Origin of the sequence: Streptomyces barringtoniae, from assembly GCF_020819595.1 — a bacterium.
Classification (GTDB): Bacteria; Actinomycetota; Actinomycetes; order Streptomycetales; family Streptomycetaceae; genus Streptomyces; species Streptomyces barringtoniae.
Genome location: NZ_JAJHNP010000009.1, coordinates 310,907 through 329,117 on the forward strand (window position 1 = coordinate 310,907; position 18,211 = coordinate 329,117).

Sequence of the window (18,211 nt, forward strand, 5' to 3'; positions counted from 1 at the left end):
CGCTCCGTAAGATGCTCGACGTGGTTCGCTACAGCGAACCGCGCGGTTTTTAGGGGAAGCGATGGGGAGACGCAATGGACGCCGCACAGCAGGAAGCCACCGCGAGAGCGCGGGAGCTGCAGCGGAACTGGTACGGGGAGCCGTTGGGGGCGCTCTTCCGTAAGCTCATCGACGATCTCGGGCTCAACCAGGCCCGTCTCGCGGCGGTCCTGGGCCTGTCCGCTCCGATGCTCTCGCAGCTGATGAGCGGGCAGCGCGCGAAGATCGGCAATCCTGCCGTGGTCCAGCGGGTGCAGCTGCTGCAGGAACTGGCGGCGCAGGTCGCGGACGGCAGTGTGAGCGCCGCCGAGGCGACCGAGCGCATGGACGAGATCAAGAAGTCTCAGGGGGGATCCGTGCTCAGCAACACCACCCAGACCACGAGCAATTCCGGGGCGCCGACGGTCAAGCGGGTGGTCCGCGAGATCCAGTCGCTGCTGCGCTCGGTGGCCGCCGCGGGCGACATCATCGCCGCCGCGGACAGCCTCGCGCCGAGCCATCCGGAGCTGGCGGAGTTCCTCCGCGTCTACGGCGCCGGCCGCACCTCCGACGCCGTCGCGCACTACCAGTCCCACCAGAACTAGGTTCCACGGCCGGGTCCGGTTCACGGAGGGGGTCCGTGGGCCGGGCCAGAGTCCGGCAAGGAGGGACGCCCGGGCGCGGGGGGGGTGTCGGTCCACGGGGGTGGACCGTCCTCGAAGGTGGAGCGGGGTCGTATCACTCGTCACGGGGGAGACCAGGAGGGAACAAGGCGGGGAAGCGGGGGAATCGGGGAACAAGGGGCAGGGGGACCGGCGCCGGTCCCGGGGGAGGAGCGATGGGCTGCCATGGGTGAGGTGTTCGCCGGCCGGTACGAGCTGGCCGACCCGATCGGTCGCGGGGGCGTGGGCGCCGTATGGCGTGCCTGGGACCACCGCCGACGGCGCTATGTGGCCGCCAAGGTGCTCCAGCAGCGTGACGCCCACTCCCTGCTGCGCTTCGTGCGGGAGCAGGCCCTGCGGATCGACCACCCCCATGTCCTCGCTCCGGCCAGCTGGGCCGCCGACGACGACAAGGTGCTCTTCACCATGGACCTGGTGGCCGGCGGCTCCCTGGTCCACCTCGTCGGCGACTACGGCCCGCTGCCGCCGGCGTTCGTGTGCACCCTCCTCGACCAGCTGCTGTCCGGTCTCGCCGCCGTGCACGCCGAGGGCGTCATCCACCGGGACATCAAGCCCGCCAACGTCCTGCTCGAGGCCACCGGGACCGGCCGGCCGCGGCTGCGGCTGTCCGACTTCGGCATCGCCATGCGGCTGGGCGAGCCCCGGCTGACGGAGACCAACCTCGTGGTGGGGACGCCCGGTTACCTCGCCCCCGAGCAGATGCTCGGCGCCGAACCCGACTTCCCCGCCGACCTGTTCGCCGTGGGCCTGGTCGCGCTGTATCTGCTCGAGGGCGCCAAGCCTGACGCCAAGGCGCTCGTGCAGTACTTCGCGGAGCACGGGACGCCCGGCCCGCCCAAGGGCATCCCGGAGCCGCTCTGGCAGGTCGTGTCCGGTCTGCTCCAGCCCGACCCGGCCGCGCGTTTCCGCACCGCCACGGGTACGCGCAAGGCGCTCGCCTCGGCAGTGGAACTCCTGCCGGAGCCCGAACCCGACGACGAGCTGATCGAGGTCTTCGACCAACTCGGCGCGCTCCCGCCGGGGTTCGGCCCCGACGGCCCCTTCAGGAGGGCCTCCGGAGTCGCCGCGGAACCGACCGAGGACCCGGATACGCGCCCGGCCACGGGTGCAGGCGCCGATGTGGGTGGCGGCGGTGCAGCCGGTGGCAGCAGTGCCGGTGACGGTACGGAATCGGGTGCCGACGCGGGCACCGGCTCGCTCTCGGACACCGGCAGTTTCCGTCTGCCGCCGCCGCTGGATCCCCCGGCGTCCGTCCAGGATCCCCGGACCCCCTCCCAAGGACCCCCGGCCTCCGAGCCGTACGCCTGGCGGGCGCCCCGGCATGCCGACGAGCAGGGCCCGTACAGCGCGCAGCACGGACCGCGGGCCGTGGATCCCACCCCGTACCCCTCATACAGCCAACAGCTCCCACCCCCCTCGCTCGCCCCTCAACTCCCCCTCCACGAGCCGTACATCGGCCCGCAGGTCCACAGCCCCCACGCTCACCACGCTCCCCGGGCTCCGTATGCCCCCGCCCCCTGGAGCGGCGTACCGTCCCCCGGCGCGGGCGCGGGCGATCCTGTCGATGCCTCCACTGCCGCGTACACCGCTCGGAACGCGCAGGTCCCCTCTCCGGCCCAGCCGGCTTCAGGCGCGCCCGCACAAGGGCGGAGAGCACGCCGGGCCAGGCGGAACCGGCGTCCCGGGCCGCCGGCCAAGGTCGCGATCCCGATCGTTCTGCTGGCGCTGGCCTGCTACGCCGTGGGTTTCTGGGCGTTGACCCGCGTCTGAGCCGGCTGGGTCCGCTCGGCCCGCCGTGCCGTCACCGTCCAGCCTGCGAGCACCAGCAGCAGCGCCGTACCCAGGCCGATTCCGCCGATCGCGACGAGCCCCATCACCGGGTCGTTCCCGCCCCCGGTACTCCCGGTGAGCGCCTCCTCCCGGTCCTGCTCCGTGACCGTGAACACCTCCCCCGGCACGGGCCGGCCGGCGTACTCCGGGCCGGCGTGCGCCCGCCCGGCCACCCGGACCCGCAGGGTCACCCCGAAGGGTCCCCGCCCGAACGTGCGGGCCAGCTGCTCGCTGAGATGCAGCACCAGGTAGTAGTCGCCGGCGAAGCGGACGGAGGTCACCCCGGCGGGGACGGCGTAGCGGTTGGCGTACTCCACCGGCGGGAGCGGGGCGAGTACGGCGGGCTTCTGCGTGCCGGTGTAGCCGAGGGCGGCGTCCTCGACACGGCCGCGGACGGGGTTGTAGAGGGAGACGTTCAGGGCGCCGCCGACATAGCCGTGCCCGGTGGCGCTGCCCAGTTCGGCGGAGGCGTGGAGCTGTCGCCCCCAGTCGACCGGCACCTTGTAGAACCGTGTCTCGCCGGGTACGAGGGACGTCCGCCAGACCCCTTGGCCGAGCGGGCTCGCGGAGGCGAAACCGGCGCCGCCGGAACGGTCGCGGGGCTCACCGGTGAGCGGCTCGGGCGTGGCGGAGTCCCAGGCCTGCGGCGCCGCGGTGGACCCGGCTCGCGCCGTACGCGGTTCCGTGGCGGGCGCGATCTCCAGGTCCCAGCGCTGCGAGGGGGCGGCCGTACCGGAGCCCTGGGCGTCGAGGCGCCGGACGACCACGTAGTACGTCCCCCTGCCCTGGCACACCGCCTTGCCGTACTCCCGCTGTCCCAGCGCGGTGACCGGGCGCGGGCTGAGCCCGGCGCCGAAGCGGGCACTGGCGAAGGAGCAGGGCGTGCCGGTGGCGTCCTGGACCGACACGCTGATGCCGTCGGTGGCGGAGACGGTGGCGTCGGCAGGGGGTACGGCGGTGACGGGGACGTAGGCCGTGTCGGTGGCCCCGAGTTCGAGGCGGTAGTAGAGCCTGCCGTTCCTCGGGAGGGAGCTGCGGTAGGTACGGCCCGCGTCCAGCCGGGGTGCCGTCGCGACGCCCGTCGCACCCTCGACGCTCCGGGCGCCGGGCGAGAAGGCGTACGGCTCCGGCGGCCCGCTCTCGGCGGTGGTGGCGTTCCCGTACGCGGACGCGGGTGCCGTACCGCCCGTCAGGACCAGCAGCGCGCACAGCCCCGGCAGCAGGGCCGTCCGCAGGGCGCCGCAGACCGCCCGGCGACCGTACCGCCGCCACCACGCCGTACGCCGCCCTCGCTCCCGCACGTGCCGCCGTCCCCAGTCGTACACGTGCCGCCCTCCCCTAGTCGTACCGGACCGCGCTCCATCCTGCCCCGTACGCCCCTGCGCCATCCGGGCAACGCGGACGGCCGTCCGAAACGCCCGGCAACGCCCAGTGGCGCACGGTCCGGCGGCTACAGCACCCCGCGAGTCCCCGCAACACGACCGGCGGGACCGCGGACAGCACAAAGCCCCGACCGCGTAGGGCGGTCGGGGCCTGTTTCAGATTCTGGTATCGGCACTCACGAACCCGTGGGCACGGAGTCAGTCGCCTCCGTCCACAGATCCTGCTCGGCGCGATCCGCCTGGATCTGGCGGTACACGAGGAGCCCGCCGATGGCGGCCAGTGCGACCAGGAGCAGCTTCTTCACCGCGCGACCTCGTCTTTCCTTGACGTAGGGGACCTCTGGCGCCCGACTATACACACCGACCGATACCGATCGGTGACCTGCGTGAGGCCCCAACTCCCGCCTCCGGCAGCGCAATAAACCAGGTCCGGCGCCATTCCGATCGGAGGGTGATCACACCCCCACGGACGGTTACTTTGCTCCCTCTTCGCTCACTCTCACCTGGTTTTGGGGTTTTCCGACCCTCTTACGGCCATCCGAGTGGTGTTCATCGGAACATCGACGCGTCGCGGGCGTCGGTCCACCACTTCGCGGCCCACATACACATCATGAGCAAAGTACGCAAATCGCCCAACCCGAAAGTGAGGGGCCATGACCCAGAACAAGGTCATGAAGCTGTGGACCGCTCTCGTCACCGCTTTTCTCGCGCTGTGCACCGCGCTCGGACTCGTCACCACCACGACCGCCACGACCGCGGCGGCCGCACCCCGGCCCGAGGGCCCCAGCACCGGCACCGCGCACAGGACCATCCCGACGATCCCGACGATCCCGGCACCACGGCACTGGGCCTGGTCCCATGCCAGCGCCCTGCCCCCCACGATGAAGCAGCGCATCCGGGCCGAGGCCCACGGTAAGTCCCCCAGCTGCCGGCACCGTCCCCTCACCGACACCCAGGCGGAGACCACGACCACCCCCGAAGGGCCCTCGGCCGCTCAGCTCGACTGCTGAGCCCCCGCTCCCACGCAGTACCGCAACGTCTCGACCGCACGGCGACTTGCGTACGCACCAGTCGACACGAAAAGACCCCCGGCCGGGTTCGGCCGGGGGTCTCGCGCTGTTGTATGAGCTGGGAGGATGCCCCGACGACATCCCGGAAAGGTGGTGAGTGCTGCCGTGACCCGGCGCGTCACCGTTGTCACCGCTGTCCACGGCCCGTCCGCGCGCTTCCTGCCGGACGCCTACGCGTCCCTGAGCGAGCAGCGGCTCCCCGGTGGCTGGGAGTGGGAGTGGGTGATCCAGCAGGACGGTACGACGGACGAGGTCCGCCCGTACGTCCCGCACGACACGCGCGTGAGCTTCGGCCAGGGCCGGCCGGGCGGGCCCGGAATCGCCCGCACGATCGCGCTGGCGCGCGCCGGGGGCGCGTACGTCAAGGTCCTGGACGCCGACGACCGGCTCACGCCGGGCGCGCTGGGCCGCGATGTGGCCGTACTGGAGGCGCACCGCAGCGTCGGCTGGACGACGTCCCGGGCTCTGGATCTGCTGCCGGACGGCTCGACGGTAGGCTTCCCCGGCGATCCGGACGACGGCCCGCTCGAACGCGGTGTCGTGCTCGATCACTGGAAGCGGAACGACTTCCGCGCACCGGTCCATCCGGCGACCCTGTGCGTCCGGCGCGAGCTGCTCCTCGCGCTCGGCGGCTGGATGGCCCTGCCGGCGTCGGAGGACACGGGGCTGCTGCTGGCGCTGGACGCGGTGAGCCGCGGCTGGTTCTGCGCGGAGGCCGGCCTGCTGTACCGCAAGTGGGAGGGCCAGGTCACGGGCCAGGCGTCCCACGTCGACCCCGTCGAGCGCACGGCCCGGATGGCGGTCGCCGAGGCCCGGGCCCGGGCACTGGCCGGCTTCGAGTGGTCCTACCCGGCCGGGCCGGCCGCCACGCCGTCCACCGCGTGAGTCACGTCATCAGGGCTCACCGGGTCCCTGCTCCGGATCCCCGCTCCGTGAGCACGATCGCCTGCGAGGGGCACTTCTCGGCCGCCTCCTGGACCTGCGGGTCGTCGGCGGCCCCCTCCCGGCCGGGCCGTACGACGCCGTAACCGTCCTCGAACGCGAACACGCCCGGCGCCCGGTGTGCGCACTCGGCAGAGCCGTAGCACAGGGAGCGGTCGACGGAGACCTTCATGCGTCCTCCAGCTCTGGACGGTGGCTTCCTGGACGTCACTGCCCCGCGAACCGCTCACCGAATCAGCCCTGTTCACGCCATCGCCTGCCGGATCGGCCCCGTTCCCGTGAGCCGGCCCCTGTACGCGCGGCCGCTCCCCGACCGGGTCCGTGCCCGCTACCGCTCCCCGCCCGCGACCGAGAGCCAGTGGGCCACCCGGCGGACCGTGGGTTCGTCGAGCAGGTCGGCCATCGTCCGCACCGCCTCGCCGTCCTCGGCGCTCAGGTCGTACAGGCCCGCCTTGCTCAGGCCGGCCATGAGCACCTGGTGCCGGCGGTCCGTCATGCGTTCCGCGAGCTTGGCCGGTTCACCGGTGCCCGGCGCGGACCGGCCGGCCGAGGTGGCCGGAGCGGGAGCGGACACCTTGCCGGCCGGGGTGTCGAAGAGGTGCCAGGCGCCGTCCCTGGGCCCCCACAGCGCGACCGTCACCTCCTCGCCGCGCGCCCGCACGGTCTGGGTCATGTCTCCGACGGCGTACTGCACGGGAGCCCGGTCGGCGGACTCCGCGCCCACCGTCCAGGAGTCCTGGGACGGCAGGTGGAACATCGCGACCCAGCGCGGAGCACCGGGCGGTCGCGGGCACGGGGGACGTTTGTGCATGTCACTCACCCCTTCGGGAACGGGACGCTCACCTTCGGGAACAGCCACCGACGGGCACCGTATCTGACGGTCAGTCAGATATCCAGGGCACGCCGAGCCCGCAGCCACGCTTCTGGCCTCTTCACGGCCGACGTGGCACCCTGCCCGCACCCAGGACCAGGGTGCGATGTCGTCCCGGACGAGGGAGGCCGAGGATGAGCGAACGGGAAGAAGCGGCGGCCGGAGCGGTCACGGAGGAGGCCGAGGCGCCGCACCGCCTCCGGGCCGAGGTACTGCGCAGGCTCCACGGGGCCCGCGCGCACAGCGCCTACGACCGTGCCGTAGCCGCGTGCCGGTACGCCGGTGTCGGCCAGGACGCGGCCGAGGTCGTCCCAAGGGACCCCGTCGGCCGGGCCGCCAACGCGCTGCGACTGTCGGCCGAGTCGCTCGCCGCGCTCACCGTGTCCGCCCCCGACCCCGCCGCGGACGCCCGCTGCGCCCGCAACGCCGCCGCCACCGCGGCGCTGGCCGCCCAGGTGGCCGCGGCACGAGGCGACCGCGGCGCGACTGCAGCCACGGACTCACTCGCATCCGGCACGGCCTCCACGGCCTCCGCCGCCCTGCGCGCGGCGCTGGCGGCGTCCCAGGCCGCCGCTCTCGCGGCCGGGGGCAGTGCGCGGGGGCAGGACGCGGCTCTGAACGCCTCCGCCGAGGAGGCCGAACGCCACGCCGTGGCCACCGCCCGCGCGGCCGGATGGCTCGAGGTGAACACAACGGCCGACTGAAACGGACCGGGCCGCGGCGCCTACGTGTCCGACATCGCCCGCTGTTTCGCCTGAGCGGTGTTTCACGTGAAACGTCACCCGGCCCACTCGGCCACATCCCCCTGCCCGTCCGGCACCGGTCCCTCCCCTCGTGGGGACCGGTGCCGAACGGTGCAGAGGTGTCGATCGGTGCCGCGTCGGCTCGGTACCGATCGAAGAATGGAACCGGTTCTCCAGGCTCACGGGCTCATGCGACCGTCTCGTCGCCGCTCCCTGCCTTCGATCGAAGTTGGCCGAGATCCTTCGGCACCGAAGCCTGTCTGCCCGCGCACAGGGCCGTGGCCTGTCCGGACGGTGTGTGACGGGTTCACTACCGGGTCCGGATCCTGCCATCTGTTGCCCACGGCGAGGAGACCGCTGCCTCCGGTCCGGTACTTATCCGCAGGTCAGACGTATAGGGTGGGTTTTCCGGTCCGGACGTCCAGACGCGGGGGGAACGTAAAGGGGTGGGACCTTGAGTTCCGACTCAGGGACACGCACAGCTTTCGCCGAGCGCCTCGCGCTGCTGTACAAGGAGGCTGGAAACCCTCCCCTCAAGAGCGTCGCCGAGGCGGTCGTACGGCTGCAGCGGGTCGACGAACGCGGGCGGCCCGTGCGGGTGTCCGCGCAGCGGATCAGCGACTGGCGCCGGGCCAGGAACGTACCGGCCCAGTTCGCCGCCCTCGCGGCGGTGCTGCACATCCTGATTCCGGAGGCACGGCGGCTGCGGCCCTCGCCGGTGTCCACGGGCCTGTACGACCTCGCACACTGGCAGCGGCTGTGGGAGCGCGCGCTGGCCGACCCGGTGGGCGACCGGCCCGCACCGCCCGCCGAGGAGAACCGGCCGTCTCCGGCCCAGGCCTCGCCCCTCACCGGAGGCGTCTGCCCCTACCGGGGCCTCGCCCCCTACCGGCAGGAGGATGCCCGGTGGTTCTTCGGCCGGGAACGGAGCACGAGCGCGCTCATCGCCCAACTCCGCGCCGCCGAGCGGACCGGCGGTCTGGTGATGCTGGTGGGCGCCTCGGGAGCGGGGAAGTCCTCCCTGCTGAACGCCGGCCTGGTCCCCGCCGTACGAGGCGGCGCGCTGCACGACGGACGCGGCACCGGCATACCGCACACAAGCGCCACCTCCCAGGATCCGCAGGAAACCACCGCCGACTACGTCCTGCACCTCGTCCCGGGTGCCGACCCCCTCGGTGAGCTGGTCCGCCTCGTCCCCGATCTCGGCACTGTCGCCGCCGAGGCGCGCCGGGCCGAACAGGAGGCCACGGAGAACCCGGCGGTTCCCGGCTCCGACTCCCCACGGGTGGCCCAGGCGGCCCGCGAGGCCGTGGCGGAGTGGGCCCGACGGGAGGCGTCCGCCGGGTGCCGCCCGGTCGTCGTCGTGGACCAGTTCGAGGAAGCCTTCACCCTCTGTGCCGACGAGACGGACCGGCGTACGTTCATCCAGCTCCTGCACGCCGCCTGCACCCCGCCCGCCGACTCGGGCGAGCCCGCACCGGTGCTCGTCGTCCTCGGCATCCGCGCCGACTTCTACGAGCAGTGCCTCGGCTACCCGGAACTGGCCGACGCCCTCCAGCACCGGCACATGGTGCTCGGCCCGCTGACCAGCACCGAGCTGCGCGAGGCGGTGACCGGTCCGGCCAAGGCGGTGGGTCTGGAGCTGGAACCGGGGCTCGCCGAGCTGATCGTCCGCGAGGTCAGCGCCGACGGACCGCGCGGCGCCCACGACGCGGGCGTGCTCCCGCTGCTCTCGCACGCCCTGCTCGCCACCTGGCAGCGCCGCAAGGCCGGACGGCTGACGCTGGCCGGCTATCGCGCGGCGGGCGGCATCCAGGGGGCCGTCGCGGCAACCGCCGAGCGCGCCTGGTCGGGGCTCGATCCCGCGGCCCGCGCGGCAGCCCGGCTGCTCCTGCTGCGGCTGGTCCGGCTGGGCGAGGACACCCAGGCCACGCGGCGGCGGGGCACCCGGCGGCAGCTGGCGGAGGAGTCGGCGGACCCCGGCAAGACGGAGGAGTCCCTCGAGGCCCTCGTACGGGCCCGGCTGGTGACGCTGGACGCGGACACCGTGGAGATCACCCATGAGGCGCTGCTGCACGCCTGGCCCCGGCTACGGCACTGGATCGACGACGACCGGGGCGACCATCTGCTGCGCCAGCGGCTGGAGGAGGACGGCCGGGCCTGGGAGGACTCGGGCCGGGACAGCTCCCTTCTCTACCGCGGCTCCCGGCTGGAGCAGGCGCGCAACTGGGCGCGGTCGGCCGGGGACACGTATCTGACCCGCAGCGCGGTGGAGTTCCTGGCCGCGGCGGTCCGGCTGCGCAAGCGCTCGGTGTTGCTCAGCCGGGCCGCGGTGGCGGCGCTGGTGGTGCTGGCCCTGGTCGCGGGCGGTTCGGCGGTGATCGCCCGGCAGCAACGGGACGACGCCGTCTTCGAGCAGGTGCTCGCCGAGGCCGACCGGGTCCAGCGCACGGATCCGTCGCTGGCCGCCCAGCTCGACCTGGTCGCCCACCATCTGCGCCCGGGCGACGAGGGCACGTACAGCAGGCTGATCTCGATCGTGAACGCGCCGCTGGCCACACCCCTGTCCGGCCACACCGGTGCGGTCTATCTGACCTCCTTCAGCCCCGACGGCAGGACGCTGGCCACGGCCAGCTACGACCGGACCGTCCGGCTGTGGAACGTGGCCGACGCGCGCCACCCCAAGCCGCTCGGCAGGCCGCTGACCGGCCACACCAGCTGGGTGAGCAGCGCCGTGTTCAGCCCCGACGGGCACACCCTCGCCAGCGCCGGGGACGACGGGACGATCCGGCTGTGGGACGTGACCGACCCCGCCCGCCCGAAGCCGCTCGGCAAGCCGCTCGCCGGCCACCGGGGCACGATCTACCTGATCGCGTTCAGCCCCGACGGACGCACGCTGGCCTCGGCCGGCGAGGACCACACGGTCCGGCTGTGGAACGTGTCCGACCCGCGCCGGCCGGGTGAGCTCGGCGCCCTGCGCGGGCACAGCGCCGCGGTGCGCAGCGTCGCGTTCAGCCCCGACGGACACACCCTCGCGGCGGGCGGTGACGACGACACGATCATGCTGTGGAACACGGCCGACCCGCGTCACCCCAAGCCGTACCGCACCGCGCTGAAGGGCCACACGGACCTCGTGCACTCGGTGGCGTTCAGCCCGGACGGGCACACCCTGGCCAGCGGCAGCGCGGACGACACGATCCGGCTGTGGAACGTCACCGACCCCGCCCACCCGGCCGCGCTCGGCTCACCGCTGGCCGGGCACACCGGGCCGATCTGGTCGGTGGCCTTCAGCCCGGACGGCAGCAGGCTGGCCGCCGCGAGCGCGGACAGCACGGCGAGCCTGTGGAACGTCAGCGACCCCTCGTCGCCGTCGCAGGTCGGGGAGCCGCTCGCGGGCAGCAGCGGGGAGATGTACGCCCTGGGGTTCAGCCCCGACGGGCGGACCCTCGCCACCGGCAGCGGCGACAGCAAGGTGCGCCTGTGGTCGCTGCCGACCTCGGACATCGTCGGCCGCACCAGCGCGTTCCGGCCGGACGGGCGGGTGCTGGGCACGGCGGCCCGGGACGGCAGGCTCCGGCTGTGGAACGTGACGCGGCCCGACCTGCCGGTGCTGCTGAGCAAGCCGTTCATGCGGGGAGACGCCGGACATCGTTCGCTGCGGTTCTCCCCCGACGGCCGCGTCCTCGCCGTCCTCACCTACGACCACACGGTGTATCTGTGGAACGTCAGTGATCCGTCCCACCCGGTCGTCGCCGGATCGCCCATCGCCCTGCGGACGCGCTTCGCGGGGCCGGCCACCATCGCCTTCAGCCCGGACGGCCGCACCCTGGCGACCGCCTATGACGACACCACCATCCAGCTGTGGAACATCACCGACCCCGCGCATCCCACCGCGATCGGCAAGCCGCTGACGGGCCATCGGGGCTACGTCAACGCGATCGCCTTCAGCCCCGACGGACACACCCTCGCCTCCGGCAGCGCGGACAGCACGGTCCGTCTCTGGAACGTCACCGACCCGGCCCGCCCGACCGGCCTCGGCCGGCTCACCAAGCACTCCGGCCCGGTCAACGCGATCGCCTTCAGCCCGGACGGGCGTGTTCTGGCCAGCGGCAGCGACGACGACACCGTCCGGCTGTGGAACGTCACCGACCCCGCCTCGGCGACCGCGCTGGGCGCGCCGCTCACCGGCCACACCGAGGCGGTCAAGCTGCTGACGTTCAGCCCGGACGGGCGTGTTCTGGCCAGCGGCGGCAATGACAACACGGTCCGGCTGTGGAACGTCGGCAACCCCGCCTCGGCGAGCCCCATCGGCCAGTCGATGAGCCCCAACGCCAGGTCGGGCACATTCCTGTCCTTCAGCCCCAGGAGCCGTGTTCTCGGGGTCTCCAGCGGCACGGACACGGTCCGTCTGTGGAACCTGGACGCCGGCGCGGCGATCGAGCACATCTGCTCGGTCACCCGGAGCGTACTGAGCCCGCAGAGGTGGGACGAGTACCTTCCACGGCTCTCCTACGACCCTCCGTGTGGTCATTGATCGGCCAAGCTGACTTAATTCCGATCGACTTGCCCCCACGAGGCCCCTGGGCTTGTTACCCTTGGCCACAGCCCGATCGCTGGTGCATCCCCCGTCGCCAGCGGTCGGGCCTTTTCGTTCCACTGGGCGTGTTCCACCCGGTGGATGTCCGCGCAGACGCCGAAGGCCCCCGATCCATCCGGACCGGGGGCCTTCGTGCTGGTGGGGCTAACAGGATTTGAACCTGTGGCCTCATCCTTATCAGGGATGCGCTCTAACCAACTGAGCTATAGCCCCGCCGCGCTGTGCGGTGTGTGTCCCGCGCGCTGACTCCTGAAGATTAGCGCACGACCACGTCAGTCCCAAAATCGGTTGTCGGGGGACCGTCAGGTCAGGGGCGCGCAGGCTGTCCGGAGGGCCTCCGCAGGGCCTATTCGTCCTCCGCCAGGGTCAGCTCGATGCCGCCCACGAAGCCCGCGGAGAGGTTGTAGATGAACGCGCCGAGCGTCGCGAGCGCCGTGGCGAGGACCACGTCGATGACCGCGATGATCGTCGTGAACGTCAGGACATGGGGGAGCGACAGGAACGCCTGGAGGTCGAAGCCGTTCGCCTCGTTCGAGCCGGTCGCCTCCGAGATCGTGCCGCCCACCGTCGAGAACACGCCCATCGCGTCCAGGACCATCCACAGCACCGCCGAGGCGACGATGGTGCAGATACCGAGCGCGATGGAGAGCAGGAAGCTGACCTTCATCACCGACCACGGGTCGGCCTTGGCCACCCGCAGCCGCGCCTTGCGGGTGCGCGGCGCCGTACGGGCGCCCGTACGCGGCCGTCGTACGGCACCGGCCGGGGGCTGGGCCGGATAGGCCTGCGGCGGGTGGTACGGCCCGGAGGGCTGCTCCGGGCGCCGCTCACCGGGGAGCGGAGACGACGACTGTGCCTCGCCGGCCGCGGCGGGGCCTCGGGTGTCCGTCACAGTTCCCCCCTGGGATCCAGACGAGCCGGAGGAGTCCTTCCCGGACACCTTCACCGGCTTCAGGTTGGTGGTGTGCGGGTCGGTCGCGCTCCCCGCACCCGCCGCGTGCGCGGCGGAGCCACGGCCGCCGCCGTCCGTGTCAGTACCCGTGGAGGTACCGGCCGATCCGGCGCCCGTGGCTCCGCTCACGATGACTCACTCCTCGTGCTACTCGGCCGAGGGCGCCTCACCCTCGTCCGTGCCGACGGCCTGGGCACCCTCGACGGCGTCGACGGCGTCCCCGCCGTCGACCTCCTCCGCCTCGCGCCCCGCCTCGGCGTTACGTGCGATACCCACCACGGCATCGCGCTTGCCCAGGTTGATCAGTTGGACGCCCATGGTGTCACGGCCCGTCTCCCTGATCTCATTGACTCGCGTACGAATCACACCGCCGGAGAGGGTGATCGCGAGGATCTCGTCGGTCTCCTCGACGACCAGCGCCCCGACGAGCGAACCACGGTCCTCCACGATCTTGGCGGCCTTGATACCGAGGCCGCCGCGGCCCTGGACGCGGTACTCGTCGACGACAGTCCGCTTCGCGTACCCGCCGTCGGTGGCAGTGAACACGAACGTACCGGGTCGAACAACATTCATCGACAGAAGTTCATCGCCTTCACGGAAACTCATGCCCTTCACGCCGGAGGTGGCGCGGCCCATCGGGCGCAGGGAGTCGTCGGAGGCGGTGAACCTGATCGACTGTGCCTTCTTGCTGATCAGAAGCAGATCGTCGTCGGCCGAGACCAGTTCGGCACCGATCAGCTCGTCGTCCGTTCCGTCCTCGCGCTCGCGCAGGTTGATCGCGATCACGCCGCCGGAGCGGGGCGAATCGTAATCCTTCAGAGGCGTCTTCTTGACCAAGCCGGACTTGGTGGCCAGCACCAGGTACGGCGCCGCCTCGTAGTCACGGATCGCCAGGATCTCGGCGATCGCCTCGTCCGGCTGGAAGGCGAGCAGGTTCGCCACGTGCTGACCGCGCGCGTCCCGGCCGGCCTCGGGCAGCTCGTACGCCTTCGCCCGGTAGACCCGGCCCTTGTTGGTGAAGAACAGCAGCCAGTGGTGCGTGGTGGAGACGAAGAAGTGGTCGACGATGTCGTCTTCCTTCAGCTTCGTGCCGCGTACGCCCTTGCCGCCGCGCTTCTGCGCCCGGTAGTCGTCCGTCTTGGTCCGCTTGACGTAGCCGCCGCGCGTGACCGTGACGACGATGTCCTCCTCGGCGATCAGGTCCTCGATGGACATGTCGCCCTCGTACGGGATCAGCTTGGTCTGGCGGTCGTCGCCGTACTTCTCGACGATCGCGGCCAGCTCCTCGCTGACGATCCCGCGCTGGCGGACCGGGGAGGCGAGGATCTGGTTGTACTCGTTGATCTTCGCCTGGAGTTCGTCGTGCTCCTGGACGATCTTCTGCCGCTCCAGGGCCGCCAGGCGCCGCAGCTGCATCTCGAGGATCGCGTTGGCCTGGATCTCGTCGATCTCCAGCAGGCCCATCAGACCCGTGCGCGCGATCTCGACGGTGTCGCTGCGCCGGATCAGCGCGATGACCTCGTCGATGGCGTCCAGGGCCTTCAGCAGACCGCGCAGGATGTGCGCGCGCTCCTCGGCCTTGCGCAGCCGGAAGCGGGTACGGCGGACGATGACCTCGATCTGGTGCGTCACCCAGTGGCGGATGAACGCGTCCAGGGACAGGGTGCGCGGCACGCCGTCGACCAGCGCCAGCATGTTGGCGCCGAAGTTCGTCTGCAGGTCGGTGTGCTTGTACAGGTTGTTCAGCACGACCTTGGCGACCGCGTCCCGCTTGAGGACGATGACCAGGCGCTGGCCCGTACGGGAGCTGGTCTCGTCGCGGACGTCGGCGATGCCGCCGATCTTGCCGTCCTTGACCAGGTCGGCAATCTTCTGCGCCAGGTTGTCCGGGTTGACCTGGTACGGCAGCTCGGTGACCACCAGGCACTGGCGGCCCTGGATCTCCTCGACCTCGACCACCGCGCGCATCGTGATGGAGCCGCGCCCGGTGCGGTACGCCTCCTCGATGCCCTTGCGGCCCACCACCAGGGCACCGGTCGGGAAGTCCGGGCCCTTGATGCGCTCCATGAGCGCGTCCAGCAGCTCCTCGTGGGAGACCTCGGGGTTCTCCAGGTACCACTGGGCGCCGGCCGCGACCTCGCGCAGGTTGTGCGGCGGGATGTTGGTCGCCATGCCGACCGCGATGCCGGCCGAGCCGTTGATCAGCAGGTTCGGGAAGCGGGCCGGCAGGACGGTCGGCTCCTGGGAGCGGCCGTCGTAGTTGTCCGTGAAGTCGACGGTCTCCTCGTCGATGTCGCGGACCATCTCCATCGACAGCGGCGCCATCTTGCACTCGGTGTACCGCATGGCGGCCGCCGGGTCGTTGCCCGGGGAGCCGAAGTTGCCGTTGGAGTCCACCAGCGGCATCCGCATCGACCACGGCTGGGCGAGGCGCACCAGGGCGTCATAGATCGAACTGTCGCCGTGCGGGTGGTAGTTGCCCATGACGTCGCCGACGACACGGGCGCACTTGTAGAAGCCGCGGTCGGGGCGGTAGCCGCCGTCGTACATCGCGTACAGCACGCGCCGGTGGACGGGCTTGAGGCCGTCCCGGACGTCGGGCAGCGCACGGGACACGATGACGGACATCGCGTAGTCCAGGTACGAGCGCTGCATCTCCGTCTCGAGCCCGACGGGCTCGACGCGCATCACGAGCTCGCCGCCCTGGGTCTCAGGGGTTTCCGGAGTGTTCTCGTCGGCCATTGCTGGTCAAGATCCTTCCTGGTGCGGTCAGCTGAGACCGACTCAGATGTCGAGGAAGCGGACGTCCTTGGCGTTGCGCTGGATGAACTGGCGACGGGCCTCGACGTCCTCGCCCATGAGGACCGAGAACAGGTCGTCGGCCTGGGCGGCGTCGTCGAGGGTGACCTGGCCGAGGACCCGGTGCTCCTGGTCCATCGTGGTCACGCGCAGCTCCTCGGCGTTCATCTCGCCGAGGCCCTTGAAGCGCTGGATCGAGTCCTCGCGGACGCGCTTGCCGCGCTGGCGGCCCATCTCGATCAGTGCGTCGCGCTCGCGGTCGGAGTAGGCGTACTCCACGTCGTCCCGGCCCCACTTGATCTTGTACAGCGGGGGACGGGACAGGTACACGTGCCCGGCCTCGACCAGCGGCCGCATGAAACGGAACAGGAAGGTCAGCAGCAGGGTGCTGATGTGCTGGCCGTCGACGTCGGCGTCCGCCATCAGGATGATCTTGTGATAGCGGAGCTTCTCGATGTCGAAGTCCTCGTGCACACCCGTGCCGAAGGCCGAGATCAGCGCCTGGATCTCCTGGTTCTGCAGGATCTTGTCGATCCTGGCCTTCTCCACGTTGAGGATCTTGCCGCGGATCGGGAGGATCGCCTGGTACTGCGGGTTCCGGCCGGACTTGGCCGAGCCGCCGGCGGAGTCACCCTCGACGATGAAGATCTCGCACTTGGTGGGGTCGTTCGACTGGCAGTCGGAGAGCTTGCCCGGCAAGGACGCCGACTCCAGCAGGCCCTTGCGGCGGGTCAGGTCGCGGGCCTTGCGGGCCGCCACGCGCGCGGTGGCCGCCTGGATGCCCTTGCGGATGATGTCCGCGGCCTCGACCGGGTTGCGGTCCAGCCAGTCGTTGAGGTGCTCGTAGACCGCCCTCTGCACGAAGGTCTTGGCCTCCGTGTTGCCCAGCTTGGTCTTCGTCTGGCCCTCGAACTGCGGCTCGCTCAGCTTCACCGAGATGATCGCGGTCAGACCCTCACGGATGTCGTCACCGGTGAGGTTGTCGTCCTTCTCGCGCAGCAGCTTCTTGTCGCGCGCGTACTTGTTGATCAGCGACGTCAGCGCGGCGCGGAAGCCCTCTTCGTGGGTACCGCCCTCGTGGGTGTGGATGATGTTCGCGAAGGAGTACACGCCCTCGGTGTAGCCGCTGTTCCACTGCATCGCGACCTCGAGGGACAGGCTCTTGTCCTTGTCCTCCGCCTCCAGGTCGATGACGGTGGGGTGCACCGCCTCTCCCTTGCGGGAGTTGAGGTACTTCACGAAGTCGACGATGCCGCCCTCGTAGTAGTACGTGACGGCCTTGACCTCGGCCTTCTCGTCCGCACCCGCCTCGTCCGCACCGCTGGTGGCCTTCGCCGACTCGCGCTCGTCAGTGAGTTTGATCGTCAAACCCTTGTTGAGGAACGCCATCTCCTGGAAACGCCGCGACAGCGTCTCGAAGGAGTACTCGGTGGTCTCGAAGATCTCCGGGTCGGCCCAGAAGGTGACCGACGTGCCGGTCTCCTCCGTCGCCTCGTGCTTGACCAGCGGGGCCGTGGGGACGCCCATCTTGTAGTCCTGCGTCCACCGGTGGCCGTCGGTCCTGACCTCGACGGAGACCTTCGTGGACAGCGCGTTGACGACGGACACGCCCACACCGTGCAGACCGCCGGAGACGGCGTAACCGCCGCCGCCGAACTTGCCGCCCGCGTGCAGCACGGTCAGCACGACCTCGAGCGCCGGCTTGCCCTCGGAGGGCACGATGCCCACGGGGATGCCACGGCCGTTGTCGACGACCCGGACGCCGCCGTCGGCGAGGATCGTGACGTCGATCGTGTCCGCGTACCCGGCCAGCGCCTCGTCGACCGAGTTGTCGACGACCTCGTACACCAGGTGGTGCAGACCGCGCTCGCCCGTGGAACCGATGTACATGCCGGGCCGCTTGCGGACCGCGTCCAGCCCTTCGAGCACGGTGATGGCGCTGGCGTCGTAGGAGGCGGAGGCTGCGCCAGAATCTGCGGCCCCGCCGGTCACGGGGGCCTCGGCGGGCTCGCCGTTCACGCCGGCGTCGGTGGACGGGATGTTCTCGTTGGGGTTGCCGGAATCGGCCACGAAGCGCCCTTTCTGGCACAGCACGAGCCGGGCTCGTCGGCAGGTTGCCGGAGCGGCTGCGGCATGTTGCGTTGGTAAGCCTTGATCAGCGTTGCTCAGCTTTTCCCGGGCGGTCCCCACATTGGGGCGGGATTGTCTCCCAGTCTACCGGTAGCTCTGACATCGATGGGGGTTTGCCGGTACCTGAGTCCCCATGTGCCGCCCTGAACCGGGCTCGACCGGGTCCCGATATACGGATGGGGGCTCCAAGGGGC

The 18,211-nt window shown here is 71.3% G+C and carries 13 protein-coding genes and 1 tRNA gene; 6 read left to right on the forward strand and 8 right to left on the reverse strand.

Annotation, left to right across the window (positions count from 1 at the left end):
- Positions 1 to 74: 74 nt before the first annotated feature.
- Complete coding sequence (locus LMU33_RS18850; protein ID WP_228621627.1) at positions 75 to 623, forward strand: helix-turn-helix domain-containing protein; 549 nt, start codon at positions 75 to 77, stop codon at positions 621 to 623.
- A gap of 243 nt (positions 624 to 866) precedes the next feature.
- Positions 867 to 2,471 (forward strand): serine/threonine-protein kinase, encoded by a 1,605-nt coding sequence (locus LMU33_RS18855; RefSeq protein WP_228621629.1) that lies wholly within the window; start codon positions 867 to 869, stop codon positions 2,469 to 2,471.
- Here the strand turns inward: LMU33_RS18855 and LMU33_RS18860 are convergent.
- Positions 2,435 to 3,856 (reverse strand): hypothetical protein, encoded by a 1,422-nt coding sequence (locus tag LMU33_RS18860; RefSeq protein WP_228621631.1) that lies wholly within the window; start codon positions 3,854 to 3,856, stop codon positions 2,435 to 2,437. The two genes, LMU33_RS18855 and LMU33_RS18860, sit on opposite strands and share 37 nt — an antisense overlap.
- Positions 3,857 to 4,089: 233 nt before the next feature.
- Positions 4,090 to 4,218 carry a DLW-39 family protein gene (locus tag LMU33_RS18865; protein ID WP_003999697.1) on the reverse strand — a complete coding sequence of 43 codons (129 nt, stop codon included), beginning with the start codon at positions 4,216 to 4,218 and terminating at the stop codon, positions 4,090 to 4,092.
- A 348-nt stretch (positions 4,219 to 4,566) separates the two neighbouring features.
- Between LMU33_RS18865 and LMU33_RS18870 the strand changes: the two genes are divergently transcribed.
- Together LMU33_RS18870 and LMU33_RS18875 are read left to right on the forward strand one after the other, a co-directional pair.
- Entirely contained in the window at positions 4,567 to 4,923 is a 357-nt protein-coding gene (locus tag LMU33_RS18870; protein ID WP_228621633.1) for a DUF6344 domain-containing protein, read from the forward strand.
- A 165-nt stretch (positions 4,924 to 5,088) separates the two neighbouring features.
- On the forward strand, positions 5,089 to 5,868 hold the full coding sequence (locus tag LMU33_RS18875; protein ID WP_228621635.1) for a glycosyltransferase family 2 protein: 780 nt from the start codon (positions 5,089 to 5,091) through the stop codon (positions 5,866 to 5,868).
- Between the two features lie 16 nt (positions 5,869 to 5,884).
- Here the strand turns inward: LMU33_RS18875 and LMU33_RS18880 are convergent, their stop codons facing one another.
- Entirely contained in the window at positions 5,885 to 6,097 is a 213-nt protein-coding gene (locus LMU33_RS18880; protein ID WP_228621637.1) for a ferredoxin, read from the reverse strand.
- A gap of 156 nt (positions 6,098 to 6,253) precedes the next feature.
- A complete protein-coding gene (locus LMU33_RS18885) occupies positions 6,254 to 6,736 on the reverse strand; it encodes a hypothetical protein (protein WP_228621639.1) in 483 nt (160 codons plus the stop codon).
- Positions 6,737 to 6,930: 194 nt separating this feature from the next.
- Between LMU33_RS18885 and LMU33_RS18890 the strand changes: the two genes are divergently transcribed.
- Together LMU33_RS18890 and LMU33_RS18895 are read left to right on the forward strand one after the other, a co-directional pair.
- Complete coding sequence (locus LMU33_RS18890) at positions 6,931 to 7,500, forward strand: hypothetical protein (RefSeq protein ID WP_228621640.1); 570 nt, start codon at positions 6,931 to 6,933, stop codon at positions 7,498 to 7,500.
- A gap of 493 nt (positions 7,501 to 7,993) precedes the next feature.
- Positions 7,994 to 12,073, forward strand: a complete 4,080-nt coding sequence (locus tag LMU33_RS18895) for a WD40 repeat domain-containing protein (protein WP_228621641.1) — start codon at positions 7,994 to 7,996, stop codon at positions 12,071 to 12,073.
- 199 nt (positions 12,074 to 12,272) lie between these two features.
- On the opposite strand, the gene LMU33_RS18900 is transcribed toward LMU33_RS18895, so the two are convergent.
- The 4 genes from LMU33_RS18900 to gyrB all read right to left on the reverse strand — a co-directional run bounded on the left by LMU33_RS18900 (position 12,273) and on the right by gyrB (position 17,981).
- Positions 12,273 to 12,349: transfer RNA gene (locus LMU33_RS18900), tRNA-Ile, on the reverse strand.
- A gap of 133 nt (positions 12,350 to 12,482) precedes the next feature.
- A complete protein-coding gene (locus LMU33_RS18905) occupies positions 12,483 to 13,217 on the reverse strand; it encodes a DUF3566 domain-containing protein (protein ID WP_228621642.1) in 735 nt (244 codons plus the stop codon).
- 18 nt (positions 13,218 to 13,235) lie between these two features.
- A complete protein-coding gene (gene gyrA / locus LMU33_RS18910; RefSeq protein WP_228621643.1) occupies positions 13,236 to 15,830 on the reverse strand; it encodes a DNA gyrase subunit A in 2,595 nt (864 codons plus the stop codon).
- 42 nt (positions 15,831 to 15,872) lie between these two features.
- Entirely contained in the window at positions 15,873 to 17,981 is a 2,109-nt protein-coding gene (gyrB, locus tag LMU33_RS18915) for a DNA topoisomerase (ATP-hydrolyzing) subunit B (protein WP_308280793.1), read from the reverse strand.
- Positions 17,982 to 18,211: the final 230 nt, after the last annotated feature.